15 protein-coding genes and 2 rRNA genes are annotated in these 24,869 nt (G+C 43.1%); 12 read left to right on the top strand and 5 right to left on the bottom strand.

The window, feature by feature from the left end:
- The first annotated feature begins 114 nt into the window (after positions 1-114).
- From K1T76_RS00705 to K1T76_RS00730, 6 genes are all read left to right on the top strand, one after another.
- Positions 115-3,009, top strand: a 23S ribosomal RNA gene (locus K1T76_RS00705).
- A 212-nt stretch (positions 3,010-3,221) separates the two neighbouring features.
- A 5S ribosomal RNA gene (gene rrf, locus K1T76_RS00710) occupies positions 3,222-3,336 on the top strand.
- A gap of 284 nt (positions 3,337-3,620) precedes the next feature.
- Positions 3,621-4,970: an MFS transporter gene (locus K1T76_RS00715; RefSeq protein ID WP_070154784.1), complete on the top strand. Its 1,350-nt coding sequence runs from the start codon at positions 3,621-3,623 to the stop codon at positions 4,968-4,970.
- Between the two features lie 423 nt (positions 4,971-5,393).
- On the top strand, positions 5,394-6,602 hold the full coding sequence (locus K1T76_RS00720) for an MFS transporter (RefSeq protein WP_070154782.1): 1,209 nt from the start codon (positions 5,394-5,396) through the stop codon (positions 6,600-6,602).
- A gap of 194 nt (positions 6,603-6,796) precedes the next feature.
- Positions 6,797-9,169, top strand: a complete 2,373-nt coding sequence (locus tag K1T76_RS00725) for a YgiQ family radical SAM protein (RefSeq protein ID WP_230243803.1) — start codon at positions 6,797-6,799, stop codon at positions 9,167-9,169.
- A 344-nt stretch (positions 9,170-9,513) separates the two neighbouring features.
- A complete protein-coding gene (locus tag K1T76_RS00730; RefSeq protein ID WP_230243805.1) occupies positions 9,514-10,050 on the top strand; it encodes a DUF2726 domain-containing protein in 537 nt (178 codons plus the stop codon).
- Positions 10,051-10,138: 88 nt separating this feature from the next.
- Here K1T76_RS00730 and K1T76_RS00735 read toward each other — a convergent pair whose 3' ends face one another.
- The 4 genes from K1T76_RS00735 to mdtD form a co-directional block, all read right to left on the bottom strand.
- Positions 10,139-10,519: a RidA family protein gene (locus K1T76_RS00735; RefSeq protein WP_230243807.1), complete on the bottom strand. Its 381-nt coding sequence runs from the start codon at positions 10,517-10,519 to the stop codon at positions 10,139-10,141.
- Positions 10,520-10,968: 449 nt separating this feature from the next.
- On the bottom strand, positions 10,969-12,024 hold the full coding sequence (dinB, locus tag K1T76_RS00740) for a DNA polymerase IV (RefSeq protein WP_230243815.1): 1,056 nt from the start codon (positions 12,022-12,024) through the stop codon (positions 10,969-10,971).
- Positions 12,025-12,533: 509 nt separating this feature from the next.
- Positions 12,534-13,292 carry a glycoside hydrolase family 25 protein gene (locus tag K1T76_RS00745; RefSeq protein ID WP_084792814.1) on the bottom strand — a complete coding sequence of 253 codons (759 nt, stop codon included), beginning with the start codon at positions 13,290-13,292 and terminating at the stop codon, positions 12,534-12,536.
- 133 nt (positions 13,293-13,425) lie between these two features.
- Positions 13,426-14,817: a multidrug transporter subunit MdtD gene (gene mdtD, locus K1T76_RS00750; protein ID WP_070154770.1), complete on the bottom strand. Its 1,392-nt coding sequence runs from the start codon at positions 14,815-14,817 to the stop codon at positions 13,426-13,428.
- Positions 14,818-15,000: 183 nt separating this feature from the next.
- On the opposite strand from mdtD, the gene K1T76_RS00755 reads away from it, so the two are divergent.
- Positions 15,001-16,887 (top strand): choice-of-anchor I family protein, encoded by a 1,887-nt coding sequence (locus tag K1T76_RS00755; protein WP_070154768.1) that lies wholly within the window; start codon positions 15,001-15,003, stop codon positions 16,885-16,887.
- 162 nt (positions 16,888-17,049) lie between these two features.
- Here K1T76_RS00755 and K1T76_RS00760 read toward each other — a convergent pair whose 3' ends face one another.
- Entirely contained in the window at positions 17,050-17,676 is a 627-nt protein-coding gene (locus K1T76_RS00760) for a TIGR00730 family Rossman fold protein (RefSeq protein WP_026438242.1), read from the bottom strand.
- A 333-nt stretch (positions 17,677-18,009) separates the two neighbouring features.
- Here K1T76_RS00760 and K1T76_RS00765 point away from each other — a divergent pair, with 333 nt between their 5' ends.
- From K1T76_RS00765 to parC, 5 genes are all read left to right on the top strand, one after another.
- Complete coding sequence (locus K1T76_RS00765) at positions 18,010-19,593, top strand: TerC family protein (protein ID WP_070154766.1); 1,584 nt, start codon at positions 18,010-18,012, stop codon at positions 19,591-19,593.
- A 99-nt stretch (positions 19,594-19,692) separates the two neighbouring features.
- Positions 19,693-20,160 (top strand): YchJ family protein, encoded by a 468-nt coding sequence (locus tag K1T76_RS00770; RefSeq protein WP_230243816.1) that lies wholly within the window; start codon positions 19,693-19,695, stop codon positions 20,158-20,160.
- A 65-nt stretch (positions 20,161-20,225) separates the two neighbouring features.
- Entirely contained in the window at positions 20,226-20,870 is a 645-nt protein-coding gene (locus tag K1T76_RS00775; protein WP_161419638.1) for a trimeric intracellular cation channel family protein, read from the top strand.
- 153 nt (positions 20,871-21,023) lie between these two features.
- Positions 21,024-22,343 (top strand): niacin transporter NiaP, encoded by a 1,320-nt coding sequence (gene niaP, locus K1T76_RS00780; protein WP_230243818.1) that lies wholly within the window; start codon positions 21,024-21,026, stop codon positions 22,341-22,343.
- Between the two features lie 170 nt (positions 22,344-22,513).
- Complete coding sequence (gene parC, locus K1T76_RS00785) at positions 22,514-24,733, top strand: DNA topoisomerase IV subunit A (RefSeq protein ID WP_230243819.1); 2,220 nt, start codon at positions 22,514-22,516, stop codon at positions 24,731-24,733.
- Positions 24,734-24,869 lie beyond the last annotated feature (136 nt).

Here is a 24,869-nt window from a genome sequence, read left to right on the forward strand (position 1 = left end):
CTGTACGGTGCTTAAGTGCACGAGACTTTGAACTGTAGATTAAATAGATCATAGATTATTTATTTAATTGTCTTAATCCTACTTGTAGGGATTAACGACTGTTTGGGGTTGTATAGTCAAGTAATTAAGTGCATGTGGTGGATGCCTTGGCAGTCAGAGGCGAAGAAAGACGTGATAGCCTGCGAAAAGCTCCGGGGAGGCGGCAAATATCCTTTGATCCGGAGATATCTGAATGGGGGAACCCACCTACCTTAAGGTAGGTATTGCAACATGAATACATAGTGTTGCAAGGCGAACGAGGGGAAGTGAAACATCTCAGTACCCTTAGGAAAAGAAATCAATTGAGATTCCCTCAGTAGCGGCGAGCGAAAGGGGAAAAGCCCATTAAGTTATGTGTGTTTTAGTGGAATGCTCTGGGAAGTGCAACCATAGTGGGTGATAGTCCTGTACACGAAAGGGCACACATAATGATGACGAGTAGGGCGAGGCACGTGAAACCTTGTCTGAATATGGGGGGACCATCCTCCAAGGCTAAATACTCCTGACTGACCGATAGTGAACCAGTACCGTGAGGGAAAGGCGAAAAGAACCCCTGTGAGGGGAGTGAAATAGATCCTGAAACCGCATGCATACAAGCAGTGGGAGCCGACTTGTTCGGTGACTGCGTACCTTTTGTATAATGGGTCAGCGACTTATATTCAGTAGCGAGGTTAACCGAATAGGGGAGCCGTAGAGAAATCGAGTCTTAATAGGGCGTATAGTTGCTGGGTATAGACCCGAAACCGGGTGATCTATCCATGAGCAGGTTGAAGGTTGGGTAACACTAACTGGAGGACCGAACCCACTGTCGTTGAAAAGCCAGGGGATGACTTGTGGATAGGGGTGAAAGGCTAATCAAACTCGGTGATAGCTGGTTCTCCCCGAAAGCTATTTAGGTAGCGCCTCGGACGAATACCATTGGGGGTAGAGCACTGTTTCGGCTAGGGGTCATCCCGACTTACCAAACCGATGCAAACTCCGAATACCAATGAGTACTATCCGGGAGACAGACTGCGGGTGCTAACGTCCGTAGTCAAGAGGAAAACAATCCAGACCGCCAGCTAAAGTACCCAAAATCATAGTTAAGTGGGAAACGATGTGGGAAGGCATAGACAGCTAGGAGGTTGGCTTAGAAGCAGCCACCCTTTAAAGAAAGCGTAATAGCTCACTAGTCGAGTCGGTATGCGCGGAAGATGTAACGGGGCTAAAACTATGTGCCGAAGCTGCGGATGCATAATTTATTATGCGTGGTAGGGGAGCGTTCTGTAAGCCGAAGAAGGTGTATTGAGAAGTATGCTGGAGGTATCAGAAGTGCGAATGCTGACGTGAGTAACGACAAAACGGGTGAAAAACCCGTTCGCTGAAAGACCAAGGGTTCCAGTCCAACGTTAATCGGGGCTGGGTGAGTCGACCCCTAAGGCGAGTAGAGAGGCGTAGTCGATGGGAAATTGGTTAATATTCCAATACTTCAGTGTAATGCGATGAGAGGACGGAGAAGGTTAAGTCAGCCTGGCGTTGGTAGTCCAGGTGAAAGGAAGTAGGCATGCATCTTAGGCAAATCCGGGGTGCTCTATGCTGAGATCTGATAGCAAGCTGTACTTGTACAGTGAAGTGGCTGATACCCTGCTTCCAGGAAAAGTCTCTAAGCTTCAGTTACACTGGAATCGTACCCGAAACCGACACAGGTGGTCAGGTCGAGTAGACCAAAGCGCTTGAGAGAACTCTGCTGAAGGAACTAGGCAAAATGGTACCGTAACTTCGGGAGAAGGTACGCTGTTGACGGTGATGGGACTTGCTCCCTGAGCGGTTGACAGCCTCAGAAACCAGTACCGCTGCAACTGTTTATTAAAAACATAGCACTCTGCAAACACGAAAGTGGACGTATAGGGTGTGATGCCTGCCCGGTGCTGGAAGGTTAATTGATGGGGTTAGCGTAAGCGAAGCTCTTGATCGAAGCCCCAGTAAACGGCGGCCGTAACTATAACGGTCCTAAGGTAGCGAAATTCCTTGTCGGGTAAGTTCCGACCTGCACGAATGGCATAATGATGGCGGCGCTGTCTCCAGCAGAGGCTCAGTGAAATCGAATTCGCCGTGAAGATGCGGTGTACCCGCGGCTAGACGGAAAGACCCCGTGAACCTTTACTGCAGCTTGACATTGAACTTTGACCTTACTTGTGTAGGATAGGTGGGAGGCTTTGAAACTTGGACGCTAGTCCGAGTGGAGCCGTCCTTGAAATACCACCCTGGTAATGTTGAGGTTCTAACTCTGTCCCGTTATCCGGGACGAGGACCATGTCTGGTGGGTAGTTTGACTGGGGCGGTCTCCTCCTAAAGAGTAACGGAGGAGTACGAAGGTGCGCTCAGCGTGGTCGGAAATCACGCGTAGAGTATAAAGGCAAAAGCGCGCTTAACTGCGAGACCCACAAGTCGAGCAGGTACGAAAGTAGGTCTTAGTGATCCGGTGGTTCTGTATGGAAGGTACCATCGCTCAACGGATAAAAGGTACTCTGGGGATAACAGGCTGATACCGCCCAAGAGTTCATATCGACGGCGGTGTTTGGCACCTCGATGTCGGCTCATCTCATCCTGGGGCTGAAGCAGGTCCCAAGGGTATGGCTGTTCGCCATTTAAAGAGGTACGCGAGCTGGGTTTAGAACGTCGTGAGACAGTTCGGTCCCTATCTACCGTGGGCGCTGGAAATTTGAGAGGACCTGCTCCTAGTACGAGAGGACCAGAGTGGACGAACCTCTGGTGTACCGGTTGTGACGCCAGTCGCATCGCCGGGTAGCTATGTTCGGAAGGGATAACCGCTGAAAGCATCTAAGCGGGAAGCCTACCTCAAGATAAGATTTCCCCGAGGCTTTATGCCTCCTAAAGAGCCGTTGAAGACTACGACGTTGATAGGTTGGATGTGGAAGCATAGCGATATGTGAAGCTGACCAATACTAATTGCTCGTGAGGCTTGACTATACAACACCCAAACAGTTGTATATAAAGCATCAATTGATTTCATATTGATCTAACGATCAAACAAAAACTTGATTTAGTAAACGCTAAACAATAAACTTCAGACCCAATAGCCAACCTGTTAATAACTCATTTGGAACCAAGTAAGGCATTACATGCAAAAGCATCAAGCAAAAGCAATGTAACTAAGACCCGAACAAGTCCATAACAGTTGTGCTGGCGACAATAGCAAGAGTGAACCACCTGATCCCTTCCCGAACTCAGAAGTGAAACCTCTTCGCGCTGATGGTAGTGTGGGGTTACCCATGTGAGAGTAAGTCATCGCCAGCTCATTATTCAAACACCCTCAACTAACGTTGAGGGTGTTTTTTTATGTGGGAAAGAAAATATTAAGAGGAATAATCACATTTTATTGTTTTTAAAATAATAATAAATCCATAATTAATAAAAGGTTTTAGACTAATGTTGAATTTTTATTTTTCTTGTTTTGTGTGAAAGTTACACAATCTACTTAAATAGCAAAAGTGGGCATGGATGACTGATAAAAATGAAAGTCTTCACTGTAAAAATTGCTATTTAAGCTTACTGAAACACAAACTCACAGGAGGTGAGGAATGACACATCAAGCAATTAACGTGAATGATGTCATTGATCACGCAAAATTCAAACCATTTCATTTCAATGTCGTGGCATGGTGTCTATTGATCATTTTATTTGATGGCTATGACTTGGCAATTAATGGGGTCGTTTTACCCTTATTGATGGATGAGTGGGGCTTGAGTGCTGTTCAGGCGGGGATGCTCGCGAGTACTGCATTGGCAGGTATGATGTTTGGCGCGATGATTTTTGGTTCTTTAGCCGATAAAATTGGTCGTAAGAAAGTCATCATGATCTGTATCGTTCTGTTTAGTGGTTTAACCTTTGCAGGTGGCTTCGCCTCTAATCCAACTGAGTTTGCGATTTTACGTTTCTTGGCGGGTTTAGGCATTGGTGGTGTAATGCCAAACCTTGTGGCCTTAACTTCTGAATATGCACCTAAAACCATGCGTAGCACCTTAGTGACTACTATGTTTAGTGGTTATGCTGTAGGTGGTGTAATGGCAGCCTTACTTGGCTCATGGTTTACCCCAAGTTTTGGCTGGGAAATCATGTTCTTTATTGCAGGTATCCCATTGTTTTTATTGCCTGTGATTTGGAAATTCTTGCCAGAATCTTTAACCTTTATTGTCAAAGAAAATAAGCAAGATCAAGCCCGTCCAATCGTAGCGCGTTTAGCACCAGATTTAAAAATTACCCAAGACACCACTTTTGAATTGTATCAGGTTGGTGTGCCTGAAGCTGCTAACGTGGTGAGCTTGTTCAAACGCGGTCGTGCAGTGAATACTTTATTGTTCTGGTTAGCGTTCTTTACTTGTCTATTAACCATGTATGCACTCAGCAGCTGGTTGCCAAAACTGATGATGGCGGCAGGCTATTCTATGGACAACAGCTTAATGTTCATGATGGTGATGAACGTAGGTGCAGTCGTTGGTATCGTGGGTGGTGGTATTTTAGCAGACCGTTTCCACTTAAAACCTGTATTGATGTTCTTGGGAATCATGGGTGCATTGGTGATGAGCCTCATGGGCTTCCAATCTAATCAATTCTTACTTTACATCTTAGTATTCTTGGCGGGTGCAGCATCTATTGGTTCACAAATGTTGTTGTATAGCTATGTGGCACAATATTACCCACTTGCGGTACGCTCAACAGGTATTGGCTGGTCATCTGCCATTGGTCGTATGGGTGCGATTGTGGGTCCAATTTTAATTGGCGGCTTATTGGGTATGAATTTACCTGCACACTTCAACTTTATGGCAGTAGGTTTGCCAGTGTTGATCACTGCAATTGCGGTTGCCTTGATTATGAGTGAAGATGAAGCTGAGCAAATTAAAGCAGGCAAAGCAGTTGCTGCCAAAGCTTAAACTTGTAATGTGCTAAGTTCAAAAGTCCTCAACCTTGTTTGGGGACTTTTTGATTATGGGGTGTGTAAATAGAAAGCGATGATAGATAAAGTTATATATTCAAGATACAGATAAAAAGAACCCCCGTCATCCTGACAGGGGTTCTTTGTATTTCGTGTTTAGGTATAACTCCTGTCGTACCTCAAGATCCTGGTGCTCAAACTTATTATTGTTGTTTTTAGTTTGGGAAACATCCTGTCTCCTTATGCTTTAAAGAATACCGTAAGCTCAAAATACTGCCTAGCCTCATTTTGCTTCAGTGCATGTAAGCAAAAACTGACAAAGTGATGAATGATACTGACGCTGATTTTGAGCAAACGATAAAATACCGAGCTTATTTTTGTGCATAAACAGGCGTATACTGATCGCGTGATTGGAGTAAATATGTCTGATTTAGCTGTAGCATCTCATGTTCAGTATGGTACCAAGCCATTTAAAGCCATTCTTTTTTCGTTGTTTCTAGCGGGTTTCGCTTCTTTTTCGACTTTGTACTGTGTGCAACCGATGATGCCAATTTTGGCCGATTTTTTTATGGTTACGCCGACCCAAAGTAGTTTTCCATTGTCATTTTCTACTGTAGCTTTGGCAATCGGTTTGCTTTTCACAGGTTTTATTTCAGATCGTTTTGGGCGTAAACCCATTATGGTTTTGGCTTTATTTTTAGCTGCCATTTTAGTAATTCTGAGTGCTTTACTTCCAATCTGGTCATTCTTTTTAACCACACGAATTTTTATTGGCATTGCTGTGAGCGGTGTTGCTGCAGTAGCTATGACTTATATTGGTGAAGAAATTCGACAGCAAGACATTGGTTTTGCCATGGGGTTGTATATTTCGGGTACGGCCATTGGCGGCATGGGTGGACGTCTAATTGCTGGGGTCTTGGTCGATTTTATTTCTTGGCAAGCGGCAACCTTAATTATTGGTGGTTTGAATTTACTGATTGCAATCACCTTTTATATGTTACTGCCCTCATCGAAAAACTTTACAGCGTATCCGATTCGCTTCTCGCGGTTTAGAGACGCTTTTGTTGCCAATTTAGCAGACCGTAAATTAAGAATCCTTTTTTTACAGGGCTTTTTGCTGATGGGTTGTTTCGTTAGTATTTTCAATTACATCAGCTATTATTTACTAGCTAAACCATTTGAGCTTTCCCAAGTTTGGATTGGGGTGATTTCAATTGCCTATTTGGCGGGTATTTATAGTTCGCCGCGTGCAGCAAGCTGGGGCAATCGTATGGGGCGTGAACGTGTGTTGCCTATGGTGATTGTCCTCATGTTGATTGCATTGTGGTTGATGTCGATTGCACATTTAGCTGTTGTATTGGCTGCCTTAGTGTTATTTACCTTTGCCTTTTTTGCTGCACATTCTACTGCCAGTAGTTGGGTGTCGATTCAAGCCCTGCAGTATCGTGCAGTGGGATCATCATTATATTTATTTAGCTACTACATGGGTTCGAGTTTGCTCGGCAGTGGTAGCGGATTGATTTGGGAACAATGGGGATGGTCTGGTCTGACATGGGTGATGACTGCAGTCTTGGGTGTGGCGCTTTATGGTGCGTGGCGTTTAAAGCTTAAACCAACAGCGCTGCGATAAGCATTCAGGATTATTGCTTTCGGCGTAGCCGTTTATGCTTTTCTTATTTAGATACAAACTTAGGATATAAAAATAGTTTGCTGATTTTGTGTGTTTTTTAATCAAGCAAGATGAATGGAATTCATGCTAAAATAGTCGGCTTTCATCTTTGATCGACTTCTGATCTTCCATTTCCCAGCCGAGAATTGCCAGCCATGTCTACTGCTTATACTGCTCAGACCGCACCCAAAGCGTTGTTTGATTATGACAAATATTGGGCGTCATGTTTTGAGCCTGCGCCATTTTTGCCGATGTCACGCGAAGAAATGGATCAGCTGGGTTGGGATGCCTGTGATTTTATTTTAGTTTGTGGTGATGCTTATATTGATCATCCCTCTTTTGTATCGGGCGTGATTGGTCGTGTGCTTGAGGCGCAGGGCTTTCGTGTTGGGATTATTGCCCAACCAGACTGGACCAATGTGGAATCTTTTCGGGTTTTAGGGAAGCCGACCATTGCTTGGGGTGTCACCGCAGGCAATATGGACTCGATGATCAACCGCTATACCGCAGACCGTAAAATCCGTTCTGATGATGCTTATTCACCAGACAATCAGCCGAATAAACGTCCTGACCGTGCGGCTACGGTGTACTGTCAGCGTTGTCGTGAAGCCTTTCCAGATGTGCCTGTTTTACTGGGCGGGATTGAAGGCTCGTTGCGTCGTATTGCACATTATGACTATTGGTCGGATAAAGTTCGTCGCTCAATTTTAATGGATTCTAAAGCCGACTTATTGATGTACGGCAATGGTGAGCGTTCGATTATTGAAGTGATGCACCGTTTGGCTAAAGGTGAAAAAATCCACGAAATTACAGATGTACGTGGTACAGCATTTATTATCAATAAACATAACCGTGCGTCTAAAGCTCAATTTGTTGAAATTGCATCTAATGATGTAGACAGCGTAGGCCGCGTCGATCCAATCATTAACCCTTATGTGATGACCGAAGATTTAGACGGTTGTGAGATTGAAAAAGATAAGGGTAACAATCTTGCGCAATATCAAAATTTCCAGAAAGATCTGGTCAGCAATCCAATTGTTCGTGAAGGCGATCAGCTAGATGCAGATACACAGATTGTTCAATTACAGCCTGCTTCTAAAGCAATTAAACACAAATTGCCACCACGTGAATTGGCAGTGATTCGTTTACCATCTTTTGAGGAGGTGGTGAATGATCCTGTGCTGTATGCGCATGCTAACCGTATTCTGCATTTAGAAACCAACCCAGGTAATGCCCGAGCGTTGGTACAAAAGCATGGTGAACGTGATGTGTGGTTGAATGCACCACCTATTCCATTGACCACTGAAGAAATGGACTATGTGTTCGATTTACCGTATGCACGTTTGCCGCATCCAGCTTATGGTAATGCACGTTTCCCAGCCTTTGACATGATCAAGTTTTCGGTCAATATCATGCGTGGTTGTTTTGGTGGTTGTACATTCTGTTCAATTACCGAACATGAGGGACGGATTATTCAAAACCGTTCTGAAGAATCGATTTTGCGTGAAGTCGAAAAAATTCGTGATACTGCCCCTGGGTTCACAGGCATTATTTCAGACTTGGGCGGTCCAACGGCCAATATGTATCGTTTGCACTGTAAAGACCCAGAAATTGAAAAGAATTGCCGTAAACCATCCTGTGTATTCCCAGGCGTATGCCAAAATTTACATACCGACCATGCGCCATTAACTCAGTTGTATCGCAAAGCGCGTGAGTTGAAAGGCATTAAGAAAATTCTGATTGGTTCAGGCTTGCGTTATGACTTGGCGGTGTTGAACCCTGAATATGTTCGTGAGTTGGTGACGCATCACGTGGGCGGTTATTTGAAAATTGCGCCTGAACATACCGAAAAAGGTCCATTATCTAAGATGATGAAACCGGGCATCGGAACTTATGATCGCTTTAAACAGATGTTTGATCGTTTCAGTAAGGAAGCAGGTAAAGAGCAATATTTGATTCCGTACTTTATTGCTGCGCATCCGGGTACCACCGACTACGACATGATGAATTTGGCCTTATGGCTGAAAAAGAATGGTTTCCGTGCCGATCAGGTGCAAACTTTCTATCCATCACCAATGGCGACGGCTTCAACCATGTACTACACCGGTAAAAACCCACTGGCTAAAGTGGCGCGTTATACAGAAAACGTAGATATTGTAAAAGGCGAAAAGCGTCGTCGTTTGCATAAGGCTTTCTTGCGTTACCATGATCCGAATAACTGGCCGTTGCTACGCGAAGCTTTAAAAGAAATGGGGCGTGCCGATCTGATTGGTAATTCTAAACAGCATTTGATTCCGACCTATCAACCGCAAGGCACAGAAGGGCAATATCAATCTGCACGTAAGAAAAACTCAACAGTAGCGGGTGATTCGCAAAAACGTACAGGTCAAACTGGCAACCGTGGTCAGAACAGCAATCGTCCGAAAAAAGGGCAGATTTTGACTCAGCACACGGGTTTGCCACCTCGTGAAACAGGCGAAAAACGTCCATTTTCACAGAAAAAATCTAAGCTAAAATCTAGAGCTTAAGTTAATTCGGAACTGACCAAAGGGCGCTGCTGCGTCCTTTTTTATAGGTATTTTCATTTCATCGGAATTGTTCGACAATCGAAATGCTTAAGCATTGCATAGTTTTTTAAGCATGTTATACAGTACAGACATACAAAGATAAAAAGCACGCTGCTATATGCTACAGCGCTTAGACAAAAGGCTAGCTTGTGAAACAAAACGTCTGTTTCTATGATGGTTTTGTGAGTGTTGCATGTAGTTTCATAAATTGAATGCTTAAATAAAAAAGCGTGTTATATACTGATTTGATGAAAAAATTGGCATGAAGCCGAAACAACTATAAAAATGATTTTAAGGATTGAATAATGACAATTTATATTTTGATTGGGGTTTTGATACTGATTTCCTTTCTCTTGATGGCGGTTAAGGGCTTGGAAAATAGAGAAAAACCTCAAGACAGTGCGCTAAAGCAACGTGCAATTTTTAGCTTAAATGAACAGCTGACGTTTACACGTTTGCAGGAAATTTTACCTCAACATACCATCTTGGCGCATGTGTCTTTTGATGCCTTGCTGACCACGAAATTTTCACGCACTCGCCACAAATACCGCAATATGATTGCCGATTTTGTGGTGTTGGATGCCAATCATCAGGTCGTTGCAATTGTGACCTTAGATGATCTGTTGATGTTGAAACGTAGCCGCAATGCACAATACCAAGATGAATTGTTGCGTTTAGCGGGCTATAAAGTCCTGCGTTATGAAGAGGTGCCTGAATATCACGAATTGCGCGAAGCATTTGGGCAGTCATCGTTTACAGATTTAGATGATTTGGATACTGCGTTAAAAAAGTATGATTTTATAGCGCATTCTGTACGCCATAAAGTGAAGGTATTGGGCTAAACGCTTGCCGCTAAAATCGCAAGATAGACAATATCAATCAGCATGTTGCCATCACATGCTGATTTTTTTGGCTATGTTTCTGATCCAATTACATCTGTTTTACGTTGGGTTGGTATTCAGGTTTGACTGCAACCACAGTCATTTCAACCAAAACATCAGGATGATATAACTTGGCTTCTACGCAGGTACGCGGTAAAGCTTGTATATCTGCTACCCAAGCATCCCAAACTTGATTCATTGCGGCATAATCGCGCTCAATGTTTTTTAGAAAAATCATCACCGACATGATGTGACTTTTATCTGTACCCGCATCTGCCAGTAAACGATCAATCAGGGCAAGTGTTTGTTGGGTTTGCCCCACAATATCTTGTTGTGTGTCTTCTGCCAGTTGCCCTGCCAAATGGACTAAATTTCCCGAAATTGCAATTTCAGAATAACGTTTTTGAATATGTAGACGTTGAACAGCCATTGGGTGTAATCCTCGCGCCAAGCGATTAGGTATAAAAAGCGTGAGGTATTATAGAGGCAGGCAAGCACGTGGAAAATATGCAGGCAGTAGTCTGCTAAAAAATAAAAAGTAATCGAATGGAAAATACGAGGAAAAGAGAGATGCGGTGTCAAAGCAGCGAAGTGCCAAGCGCAGAGTTGTCCTGTAATCTTCGGATTTGATCGTCACGCCAATCACAGGACAAGTATGCCAAAAGTAATGGTGATTTTTGACATCTCAGCGTATATACGGATAAATATATCGCGCGTATAGATTACTCTAAAAAGCACAACTGTGAAGGATAAATAGTCTAACTTTTATTCTTTTGGCTGAAATTTATACAAAAAATTAGCTTTATTACCGATTGTTAAGCATAGGCTTGGGATGTTTTATGTAGGGCAGCAAGTTTACTGCTTTAATATCCTTGATATTTAAAGTAAAGATAGTTGCACTTGCTCATCGGCAGGGCTGAGTTGATACAGACCAACCCCAATTAAACGAAATTGATCCTGTGCGGGAATATGCATTTCGTGGAGCAAATGCTGCAGGACGTTTTCAAGATCATTTTTACTTTCAAGGGGCTGTTTAAAACTTTTGCTATGTTGTAAGACCTGAAAATTTTTGAGTTTTAATTTGGCTGACACGCCACGTGCAACATATTGTTTTTTCAGTAAGCTGTGCCAAACCTGATCAATCAAGCTAGCCCAGTAATTTGCACATTCAACTAAGTTTAAATCATCATCGAAGGTGATTTCTTTAGAAATTTGCTGTCGTTCACGCTCTGCCTGCACAGGACGTTCATCAATGCCTTGGGCAAATAAAAACAGGCGTTTGCCATATTTACCAAAATGATGAATCAACAAGTTTTCTTCGATGTGTTGCAAATCGCCCAAGGTATTTAAGTTCAGACTTTTTAATTTTTCCTGTGTGACTTTGCCTACGCCTGGAATTTTTTGTAAGGCTAAGTCTTGAATAAATTGCTGCACTTGACTGGGTTTAATTACGCAAATGCCATTGGGTTTATGCCAGTCCGAAGCAATTTTGGCTAAAAACTTATTCGGTGCGACACCTGCCGAAGCTGTTAAACCTGTACTTTGAAAAATCTCTTCTCGAATTCGCATAGCGACTTCTGTTGCGCTTGAAATACCTTGTAAATTTTCGGTGACATCTAAATAGGCTTCATCTAAAGACAAGGGCTCAATCAATGGTGTATAACGCTGAAAAATCTGATGAATTTGTGAAGAAACTTCACGATAGAGCGCAAAATTAGGTTCGAGTACTATCACCTGCGGGCAGCGTTTGTGGGCCTGTGCCATCGACATGGCAGAACGTAAACCAAACTCACGCGCAGGATAAGATGCCGCGGCAATCACAGCCCGAGGATGATGCGAAGCAATCACCACAGGTAAATGTTGTAATTCAGGACGACTGCGCAGCTCAACAGAGGCATAAAAGGCATCCATATCAATATGAATGATTTTTCGCATGGCACAAACTAGATGAAGCGTTTAGATTTCAACAGTATCGCACGTTTAGGAAGCGGGTTGTAGCATCGGAGCAAACGGTTAAGGCGTGTTGCTATTCACTAGAATCGCTTGTGTTGATTGTTGTTCTGCACAGTCGATCAATTGCACTAAACTGTGTGGTCTATGGTCGGCAATGCGAGGCAAAAACTCTTTAGGGCGCGCTAAAGGCTGAAAAATTTATCCCAATGGATTGGAGTCATAACATGAGGACGCAACGTCCCTGCAGTTTCGTCTAAATAGAGAGGCGACTAAAAATCCATCAATTAGATTCTAGTTTCGCATCATCAAATAATAGGGTGGATACGTCAAAATAATGTACCTTTAAATTAGAACTTATAGTTTTTGTTGGATATTCCCATGCTGAAAATTGCTCCAGTTTACCCGCAGGTTGTAATAGGTAAAGCAGCGTGAATCCTGAAAAATGCAGAGCGCGAGAGCAGTCCTTTAAGCAATTTCATGACGGTATTTTTTTATTGTGATACGGCTAGCTTGTTATTTTTTTGGTTCGGTTCAAGTCTAGCGGGTTGAATCGCGTTGTCTGTTAAAAAACGCTGCCATTGTTTGGCGTTTCCATAAAAAACATTCAGGTCGACTGGGGTGTGAATACCGTGTATTTGACCCCTATTGGTATGTTGCCAAAACAGCCATTTTGGCTGACCTGCCAATTGTGGTTTACCCTGATATTCTCTGACCCAAAGTGGTGTTTGCTTGAAACTTTCAGTCAATACCATATTGTAAAAGGCTTTAGATACATAAAAAATCGGTTGTTTTTCATAATGTTGATATAGCGCATCATGCATGATTTGAATTTCGCGCAGTAACTGTTCTTTGCTATAGGTATTAATGCAGTTGCTGTCATACTCCAAGTCAATCACGGGGGGCAAACTGTCGGTTTTTTTGGGAACAGTTGCAATAAAGTTTTCTGCTTGGATTGTGCCATCACGGCATAAGCGATAAAAATGATAGGCGCCGACCAAAAAACCATGTTCACGGGCTTTGAGCCAGTTATCCTGAAATTTACGGTCTTTAAAATCGCCTCCTTCGGTGGCTTTTAAATAGACAAAGGGATATTTTTGTGGGGAAATTTTTTGCCACTGAATATTGCCTTGATGATGTGACACATCAAAGCCTTGAATCGGATATTCTTCGGCTGCCGCAGGTTGTTGGCGCAACACACCCAAATACAATAAAACCGCCAAAATAGTACTGCCGAGTACCGCAATCATCATACGATAGTGCGGTGTAAAAGCTGAGTTTATAGCTCGATTTGGTGGTTTGCGCATGTTGGAAAAGCTTCGCGGGGCAATGTCATATCATAACGCGCAGTGCGGTGTAGCACTATGCGCTTTCGGTAATGGCGTTTTAAACAGCCGTGTGTTTAGGAATATTCCAAAATACTAAAAATGCCAAAATATTTAATACACCCAAACAAATTAAAGTGGCATGAAAGGCACTCACTAACTGTTCTGCACCGTAATAGGCACTAAACATATTCACCAAAGTACCTGCTAATGCCACGCCAATACTCATCGACAGCATCATAATCATGGATAAAAAACTATTGCCGCTGCTGGCTTCTTGTTGAGGTAAATCTTTGAGCGTAAAGGTATTCATAGCTACAAATTGCAATGAATTGAGTACCCCAAATATAAAGAAATGTAAGGTACGTAACCAAACTGCGGTTTCGGCAGTGGTGAGCGCAAAACTGGCAATACAGGCACCGACCAATAAAGTATTGGTCAGCAAAAACTGCCGATAGCCAAAACGTTGAATTAAAGGTCGAATGATCGGTTTAGATACCAAAGAACCAAGCACAGTCGGGATCATCATCAAGCCCGTGATAAACGGTTCAAAACCAAAAGCCACTTGCAGCATGATCGGCATGATAAAAGGCATGGCATTGCCCCCGAAACGGGCAAAAAAGTTACCTAAAATACCAATGGCATATAAGCGATTTTTAAATAAATCGCTGCGGAATAAGGCATTTTGATGGGTGTGAGCATGGCGAGCATAGCATGCTGCTGCAATACCGCCAGCCAGGATTAACGCTAAACTCCAAAGCAGATTATGGTGTGGATTGGCAAAATTTTCGATGCCTAAAGATAAGCCCGCCATCGCCACAACTAATAGGATAAACCCGAGAAAATCAAAGTTTTTAACCTCAGTTTCAGTCACATTCGGCATGGCTTTGATACAAATCCAACAGCCCAAGATGCCCATCGGAATATTGATGAGGAAAATCCAGTGCCACGTGGCGACTTCGACCAACCAACCGCCCAGCGTTGGGCCAATTAAGGGGCCAATCAACCCTGCCAGACTCATCAGGCTCATGGCAGATAAAAACTGGGTGCGTGGAATAATTTTGAGCATCGCCAAGCGCCCGACAGGCAAGAGCAATGCACCACCGATGCCTTGAATCACCCGATAAAATAGTAATTCATTCAGACTCGCTGCAGCGGCACAACCCAAAGAGGCAAGGGTAAAAATAATAATCGCTGCAAAATAGATGTTGCGAACTCCAAAACGATCTGCCAGCCATCCACTTAATGGAATACACGCTGCCACCGAGAGCACATACGCCACTACCACACTGTGCATCCGCAGCGGGTCTTCCTGCAGGCTATGTGCCATTGCAGGGATTGCTGTATTCACAATGGTGGTGTCGAGCGCCTGCATAAAAAAGCCAATTGAAACCAGAAATACCAAAAGGCGGTATTCAGGATGCAGGGCTTGATGGGTCGGTGTTTGGTTCATAACTCGGCAAAATGGACATTTGGTCTAGTTTAAACCATTTTGCAATCTAACGGACTGCATCTGAAAAAACATGAAAAGTGTTCTAAAATTCAAGAAAATGCCATGAAATTGTCATTTATTTGTCACCGATTATTCACTTTGAGTTTGTAAGTTGGGTGCATTTAGAAAAATGATGAGTAATTTATGAAAACGCAAATTTCTGCATTAATGTTGGCTTTATTGTCTGTGGGGATGGTGGGATGTAATGATGATAATGATCCTATTCCTGTAAAAGAAGAAGTGGTAGAAGCAACACCAACTACAATTAGTTTGGAGCGTTTAGGGGAATACGATGCACAAGTTTTTGGTGCGAGTGCTGCGGAAATTCCTGCTTATGATGCTGAAAGCAAACGTTTATTTGTAGTCAATGCGAAAAATGGCGTGGTCGATGTACTGGATTTAAGCAACCCAAGTGCACCTGTTAAGCTGAACAGCTTGGATGCCAAGACTCATTTAGCGAATTCTGAAGTCAATAGTGTTGCGGTACATCAAGGTATTGTCGCTTTAGCTGTTCAGGCAACACCTAAAACTGATAAAGGCATCGTGGCATTTTTTAAAGCCAAAGACCTGAGCTTTATCAGCAAAGTTGAAGTCGGTGCATTGCCTGATATGTTGACTTTTACCCCAGATGGTAAAAAAGTTTTGGTTGCCAATGAAGGTGAGCCAAATGAAGGCTATGCGATTGATCCAGAAGGTTCGATCAGTATTATTAATCTGACTGATATTAACAAGCCTACTGTAAAAACTGCAGATTTTCAGGCATGGAATATACGTAAGCAGGAATTGCTTGATGCGGGCGTGCGTATTTTTGGGCCAAATGCGACTGTCGCACAAGATTTGGAGCCTGAATATATTGCGGTGAGTGACGATGGTAAAACTGCTTGGGCAAGTCTACAAGAAAACAATGCCATTGCTGTGATTGATTTGACCCAAGACCAAGTGGTCGATATTTTCCCGTTGGGTTATAAAGACTTTGGCTTAGCTGCAAATGCTTTAGATGCTGGTGATCGTGATTGTGTTGTGGGTAAACAAGATTATAACGGTAAAACGATTACAGCCTGCGCTAAAGATGAGGGATTGATTAATATTCAAGCTTGGCCTGGTTTATACGGCATGTATATGCCAGATGCAATTGCGCAATATCAAGCCAATGGACAAAGCTATTTGGTCACTGCCAATGAAGGCGATGCGCGTGAATGGTTGGTTGATGAAGACTTATATTTTGGTACAGATGATTTAACTCAAGGTTATGCAGAAGAAATTCGTGTTAAACACTTATTTAATAATAAAGGCTTCCGTAGCAATGGCGATTATGCTGCGCATTTACGTCTATTAAAGTCAGGGGTTAAAGGTGCAAAACTTGATTCAAGCATATTTAAAGCATGTACCACTACAGATCCCAATGAAGTCTGCGCAGATAATTTAATTAAAGATTCACAATTGGGTCGTTTGACGATTACTTGGACACAAGGTTACAAGAAAGATGCAAATGGTGAGCCTGTGCTAGACAGCAATGGTTTAATGACTTATGACAAATTATATGCTTATGGTGGTCGCTCGTTCAGTATTGTAGATCCTAAAACCAAGAAAATTGTTTGGGACTCAAAAAATGACTTTGAACGTAAAGCTGCTGAATTATTTCCAGAATACTTTAATACCAATCATGAAAAATTAAGTGCAGATGATCGTAGTGACAATAAAGGTCCTGAGCCGGAAGGCATCGCTTTAGGTAAAATTGGTCAAAAAACCTATGCCTTTATTGGGTTGGAGCGTATGGGTGGCATTATGGTGTATGACATTACCCAGCCGACACAAGCATCATTTGTTGAGTATTTTAATGATCGTAAGTTTGGTGAAACCCGTACATCGTTCGATGCAAAAGGTAATGTAGTGACTGTTGAAAATTCAAATCTCGGCCCTGAAGGTTTAATCTTTATTGCAGCCAAAGACTCGCCTAACGGCAAGCCACTTTTGGTTGTGGGTAATGAAGTCAGCGGAACTACTGCTGTGTACCAAATCAAGCTTAACTAACAGTATTTCAAGTACTGGAAATGTATGAAAGTTAAAAACGTATGACCCATTAAAGAGAGCACTTCGGTGCTCTCTTTTTATGCTGTAAAACCAATGAACAGTAAATAAAAAAAGCGAGTCACCGACTCGCTTTCTCTGCTATTTGATGCATCAAAAAAAAGTTTAACCCACAAAATGAGGTGGAGCATCCAAATTCTTTAAAGCATTAATAATTTTATGGGAGTGGTTACACACAATTAGTTTAGCGCGGTGTTGCGGTGGTAAAAAACCTTCGTGCACTGCATGGTCTAACTGCTGAATCAGCGCATCATAAAAGCCATTTACATTATATAAAATCATGGGTTTTTGGTGCTGATTTAATTGACCCCAAGTGGCTATCTCCAAAATCTCTTCAAACGTGCCCAAACCACCTGGTAAAGCGACAAAGGCGCTAGCACGTTCTGCCATCATCGCTTTACGTTCATGCATACTTTTGACTACGTGTAATTCAGTTAAATTACTGTGGGCAATTTCATAATCGAGCATAAATTCAGGTATCACTCCTACAGCTTGCCCACCGTGTTGCACCATGGTATCGGCAACCAAACCCATTAAACCAATACTCGCACCACCGTAAACCATGCCAAAGCCTTGTTCGGCCAGTTTTCTTGCCAGTTGTACTGCTTTTTCCTGATAAATTGGGTTATTGCCAGCACGCGAACCACAATACAGAGCAACCAAAGGTTGGGTGGTAAGGGGAGAGGGATGATTAATAGAAGTTGATTGAATCATTCTTGATACGCTATTCATTTATTTTCTTCACCATAGCATGTTCTTTTTGTCGGCTCTAGCTTAGTGCCCAAATATGACAAACCCGTCAATATGCAGTGTTCAATTTGCAAAGATTTGTGAAAGTGCTGCATGGGTGTGGACGATGTCTAAAAAAGGGGATGAATCTGAGCGCAAACTTTCCTATACTCAAGGCTTGTCTTACAACTATAGAATCGTCATGGACAGTGGCAGTTGTCGCACCGAACGAATATTTTTTAATGTAATGTTAAGCCTCCAAGGGCCAGCCAAGTTGGTTTTAATACAGGATATGTTTTTGGCGTATTCCGCTTCAGATATTCAGGAGAAGAACAGATGATCTTTGAATGGATGTCTGACCCCGCTGCGTGGGTTGGGTTATTGACCCTGATTGTGCTTGAAATTGTACTGGGTATTGATAACTTGGTGTTTATTGCCATTTTGGCAGAAAAACTACCGCCAGAACAACGCAATACTGCACGGGTCGTGGGCTTGATTCTTGCCTTAGGCATGCGCCTGATATTACTCGCATCTATCGCATGGGTGGTCACCCTGACCCAACCACTGTTCCATATTTTTGAACATCCTTTCTCTGGACGCGACCTGATTTTACTGTTTGGTGGTGTATTCCTATTGTTTAAAGGCACGATGGAACTGCGCGAACGCATTGAAGGCAAACCTGCACTAAAAGAAGAAAATCCTGTACATGCGACTTTCTGGATGGTGATTGTGCAGATTGTGGTGCTAGATGCAGTGTTCTCACTCGATAGCGTGATTACCGCTGTGGGCATGGTGCAGCATTTATCGGTCATGATGATTGCGGTGATCATCGCAATTGGCATTATGCTGTGGGCTTCCAAAGCGCTCATGGACTTTGTCAATAAACATCCTACCGTGGTGATTTTATGCCTGTGCTTCCTGATGATGATTGGTTTCTCATTGGTGGTGGAAGGCTTTGGCTATCACATTCCAAAAGGCTATTTATATGCCGCCATCGGTTTCTCAGTGATGATTGAATTCTTGAACCAAACTATCCGCAGAAATCAGGAAAAAACCGTGACCACCACCGATTTACGCTACCGTACTGCCTCGGCTGTGATGCGGATGTTAGGTGGCAAAAGCCAAAACACCACTGAAAGCAGCCATGTGAATGAAGATGTTTTGGCTACCCGCGCCTTTGCCGATGAAGTCTTTGACGAAGAAAATGGGGTCTATCACAGTGTGATGGTGCAAGGGGTATTGGGTTTATCTGAACGTCCTGTAAAGTCGGTCATGACGCCACGCCCTGAACTCGAATGGATTGATTTAGACGAAGATGAAGCCTCAATTCGTAGCCAGTTATTAAGCATGACCCATTCACGGGTGATTGTGGCGCGCGGTGAACTGGATAATATTTCGGGTATTGTCCTGACCCATAAAGTTATGAATCAATACATTGAAACAGGGGTGCTGGATTTTGAAACACATTTGCGTGAACCTGTGATTGTGCATGAAAATGCCCAAGTTTTGATGGTGATGGAGCAATTGCGTCAAGCACCGCTGCAAATGGCAATTGTGCTGAACGAATACGGCTCGATTGAAGGCGTTGCCACACCTATTGATATTTTGGAAGCAATTGCGGGCGAATTTCCAGATGAAGATGCACTCGAAGCCAGTGCTGAAAGTTTGGAAGATGGCACATTATTGCTAGATGGCTCTATCGACATTCGCCACGTATCTTTATTATTGGGTCGTGATTTGGTGGATGAAAGCGAGCAATATTCAACTTTATCTGGCTATATTTTATTCCATTTGGGACGTTTGCCTGAAAACGGTGAGAAGCTACTTTCGGATGGGTATATTTTTGAAATTGTGACCATGGATGGACATAAAATTGAAAAAGTGCATTTGATTCAACAGGAATCTTCAAGCGCATCATAAACTGAATGCTAGACTGTATTTCAGTCTCGTGCTTCCGCTAAAATAGCCTGCATTGTCAGGCTGTTTTTTTATTATCAATTTGAATTTATGGAATTTTCTATGAATCACTTGGCATGCCCATGTGGGCAGGGCAATTATCAACACTGCTGCCAACCTTTACATGTGGGGCAGGCACATGCAGAAACTGCGAGCCAACTCATGCGTTCGCGCTATAGTGCTTTTGCCTTGCAACAAATTGATTATATTGTGCAAACCACTGCGCTAGGACAACAGGCAAGTCTGGATGTTGGTGCAATTGCAGATTGGAGCAAGTCGAATCAATGGTTAAAGCTCGAAGTGCTGAATAGCAATGAAAAGTTAGATAAAAACCACGCCCAAGTTGAGTTTAAAGCCCATTACCATGATGGCAAGCAGACGCAAATTCACCATGAAATTTCCCATTTTGTACAACATCAGGCCCGTTGGTATTTTCTAGATCCGACTACAGGGCAACAGCCGACTATGAAACAGCCGTGTATTTGCGGTTCGGGTAAAAAATTTAAGCAATGTTGTGCGCAATTTTTATAACTTTATCTTGGTTTTTCGCTTATGATAACGCACATCTTTTGACCTAGTGAAAGAAGGGCAAGTCCATGTTGTTGTTGGTCATTTACTTAATCGCGATTACCGCAGAAGCGATGACAGGCGCATTGTCTGCAGGGCGTCGCAGCATGGACTGGTTTGGTGTCACCTTAATTGCCTGTGTCACCGCATTGGGCGGTGGTTCGGTGCGAGATGTATTGTTGGGGCATTATCCACTGACTTGGGTCAAACATCCTGAATATTTGGTGCTGACCTGTATTGCGGCTTTTATCACCATTTTAATTGCAAAATGGATGCGTCATTTACGTTCCATTTTCTTGGTGCTCGATGCTTTAGGCTTAATTGGCTTCACCATCATTGGTTGTCAAATTGCTTTGGAAATGGGGCATGGCTTTGTGGTGTCTGCCGTTGCAGGCGTCTTAACAGGTGTGTCAGGCGGGATTCTACGAGATATTTTATGTAACGATGTGCCTTTGGTGTTCCGCCGTGAGCTATATGCCAGTATTTCTTTTGTGTCCGTGATTTGCTATTGGTTGTGTATCAAAATCGGTTTATCACTCGAATTAACCGTGATTGCTACGCTGATTTTTGGTTTTACCTTGCGTTTGATTGCGATTTATTTTGGCTTAGAAATGCCTAAATTTATTTATCAGGACGATGATGAGCACTCGGCATCTTCTAAAGATGAAACCTAATAGGTTTTAAGAACAGTATTGAACATAAGTGAACCGATCACCAGATCGGTTTTTTTAATGCTATCCACATCCTGTCAATTCATAGTATAAAAATATAACAGCAGCTGTGTTTGGCATCGCCCATATCCTTTTAGCCAACTTAAAGAGTGTGTTATGGATTTAGTTTCGCGTGTGCAACGTCTACCCATTGGAAAATTCCACTATAGCCTACTGGTGGTGATTGGTCTGGGCTGGATGTTTGATGCCATGGATACAGGACTCATCTCTTTTATTTTGGCAAAGATGGCAGAAGACTGGAGCATGACTCCTTCAGAAAAAGGCATGGTGGTGTCAATTGGCTTTGTCGGAATGGCCATTGGCGCAGTCTTTTCGGGCGGTCTGGCCGATAAAATTGGACGTAAAACCGTATTTGCTACCACGCTGGTGATTTACAGTCTAGCTACTGCGGCCTGTGCCTTTGCACCGAATTTAACTTGGTTACTGGTCTTTCGCTTTATTGTTGGTTTAGGTTTGGGCGGGCAACTTCCAGTAGCGGTCACTTTGGTCAGCGAGTACATTCCTGCGCATGTGCGTGGGCGTTTTATTGTATTGCTGGAAAGTTTTTGGGGCTTGGGGTGGTTGTGTGCAGCATTAGTTTCTTATTTTGTGATTCCAAAATTTGATTGGCACACAGCATTTTTAATCGGTGGTTTACCTGCTTTATATGCCTTAGTCATTTGGAAAAAAGTCCCTGAATCTATCCCTTATCTGATCAATCGTGGTCGAATTGCCGAAGCACATGCACTGGTACAAAAGTTTGAGCGTCAATGTGGAGTTGAGGTCATTGAACACATTGAAGTTCAGCCTGTTTCCGCCAAACAGCATATTTCTTTTACCCAATTGTGGTCGGGGCCATTTGCGCGTCGTAGTTTAATGCTGTGGCTGATTTGGTTTGGTATTGTTTATTCCTATTATGGCATTTTCACTTGGTTGCCTAGTCTGTTGGTGCAGCAAGGCTACAGCATCGTACAGTCATTTGAATATGTGCTAGGCATGATTTTGGCACAATTACCTGGTTATATTGCAGCCGCCTGGCTGGTCGAAAAATTAGGACGCAAAGCCACACTGGCAGGTTTTATTGGCATGTGTGCCTTATCGGCGTACTTCTTTGGTCAGGCGGATAGCGTGGCGATGATCATGTTCTGGGGCTGTTTGATGTCGTTCTTCAACTTGGGCGCGTGGGGGGTGCTATACACCTATACCCCAGAACAATACCCAACCAATATTCGTGCTTTTGGCTCAGGTTGGGCCTCGGCCATTGGACGCATGGGCGGTATTGTCGCCCCAATGGTGGTCACGCACATGATGGTCATGCAAAATGGCTTTAGTTATGTCTTTATGATGTTTACCGCGGTTTTATTGGCCGTTGCTTTGGTGATTGTGGTGTTGGGTGAAGAAACCAAAGGCAGAACTTTAGAGTCGATAGGTTTGTAAAATGACTGCAAGCCATCGTATATTTTGCAATGCTTTTATAAAATGAATATTTTTACGGCATAAGACACAAATTGTCGCAGAGCATCCCTACTAACTCTTGTGCAGGATGCTGCTGCGGCATAGCATAAGCCGATTGATACAAAAACAAATGATTTAGGACGACAGGTTTTATGACCAGCCTTGCGCATCATGCAACAGAAAACCGTTCTGTAGCAGAATTTACCGAACGTGCATACCTTAACTATGCCATGTACGTGATTATGGATCGTGCATTACCCCATATCAGTGATGGTTTAAAACCTGTACAGCGCCGTATTGTGTACGCCATGAGTGAGCTTGGACTCAAACACAGTGGCAAACCGAAAAAATCGGCACGTACCGTGGGGGATGTATTGGGTAAATACCATCCGCATGGTGATTATGCTTGTTATGAAGCTATGGTGTTGATGGCGCAGCCGTTCAGTTATCGTTACCCATTTATTGAAGGGCAGGGCAACTGGGGGTCACCCGATGATCCTAAATCCTTTGCCGCCATGCGTTATACCGAAGCCAAACTATCGCAATATAGTGAAGTACTTTTGGCGGAATTGGGGCAAGGTACTTGTGATTGGCAAGATAACTTTGATGGCTCATTAAAAGAACCTGTCAATTTGCCTGCGCGTGTACCGAATATTTTGCTTAACGGCACCACAGGTATTGCCGTGGGAATGGCGACCGATATTCCACCGCATAACTTGCGTGAAGTGGTGAAAGGCACAATTGCCCTGATTCGTAACCCAAATTTAACCGACGAAAAAGTTGCAGAATATATTCCTGCACCAGATTTACCGACCAAAGCTGAAATTATTACCCCGCCTGAAGAATTGCTGAAAATGCAAAGTACAGGTCGTGGTAGTTACCGTATGCGTGCGGTGTACAGCATCGAAAAAAATGAAATCGTAATTACCGAATTGCCGTATCAGGTTTCGGGTTCAAAAATCATTACCCAAATTGCTGATCAGATGCAGGCGAAAAAACTGCCGTTGGTGAGCGATGTGCGTGATGAATCCGACCATCAAAACCCAACCCGTTTGGTGATTGTACTGCGTTCCAACCGTATTGATGCCGAAGCAGTGATGAGTCACTTATTTGCCACGACTGACTTGGAATCGAGCTATCGTGTCAATATGAACATGATTGGCGCAGATGGTCGTCCACAGGTGAAATCAATTCGTCGTATTTTGCTGGAATGGATTGAGATTCGTAAAAATACCGTCACACGTCGTTTGCAATATCATCTCAATAAAATTGAAAAGCGACTGCACATTTTGGCAGGTTTGCTGATTGCCTATTTAGATATTGATACCGTGATTCGGATTATTCGAGAAGAAGATCATCCCAAAGCCGAGTTGATGGCACATTTTGGTATTGATGAAATTCAGGCCGAAGCCATTTTGGAATTAAAGCTACGTCATTTGGCTAAGCTTGAAGAAATGGAAATTCGCCGTGAACAAGAAGAATTAGAGGCACGTGCTGCCATTATTCGTGAACAATTGGCGAATCCTGAATCATTGAAAAATTTAATTATCAGTGAGTTAAAAGAAGACGCGAAAAAGTTTGGTGATGATCGTCGTTCACCGATTGTATTGCGTGCTGAAGCGACTGCGATTAATGAACAAGATATGCTGCCTGCCGACCCTGTAACGGTGGTGTTGTCTGAAGCAGGCTGGATTCGTTGTGCCAAAGGGCATGAAGTTGATGCGGAAAATCTGAACTTCCGTGCGGGTGATCAATATCTCAGTCATGCGCAAGGCAAATCCAATCAGCGCGTTTATATTTTAGATGATACGGGGCGCAGTTATGCGTTGCCAATTAATAGCCTGCCTTCGGCACGTGGTTTGGGTGAGCCATTAAGCTCAAAACTTGCTCCTGCCAGTGGGGTTGGGTTTAAACAATTACTGATTGCCGATGATGAAGCTGAAATTTTAGCAGCCAGCAGTAAAGGTTACGGCTTCAAAACGCAAGCCAAACAGTTAGATACCAGTGCCAAAGCAGGTAAAGCATTCCTATCTTTACCTGAACAATCGACAGTGATGAACTTGCAAATCATTGAACACGCCAGTCATGTTGCACTACTCAGTTCAGCAGGGCGTTTACTGGTGATTGAGTTGTCAGAATTGCCAGTTTTGAATAAAGGTAAAGGTAATAAATTGATACAACTTGAGGAAAAAGATCAGTTGGTGTCTATGTTACCTTTAAGTTTAGATGAAGCAATTCAAATATTTGCAGGACAACAACAACTCAAACTCAAAGGAGACGATTTACTGAAGTATGTGGCGAAGCGCGGCACGAAAGGTCAGCTCTTACCACGCGGTTACCAAAAAGCAAATAAACTGTTAATTCAAAGATAATACTAGCGTATTTTAAGCAAAATACGTTATATATGGTTTGTATTCGTGAAAATGGATGCAATACAGGACATAAACAAGCAAACAACGACGTCCTGTATTGGAAAAAATAGTTTAAAACTAAGGATTACTGATTGGA

The sequence above is a fragment of the Acinetobacter sp. PW68 genome, from assembly GCF_020982655.1.
GTDB classification, from domain to species: domain Bacteria; phylum Pseudomonadota; class Gammaproteobacteria; order Pseudomonadales; family Moraxellaceae; genus Acinetobacter; species Acinetobacter towneri_A.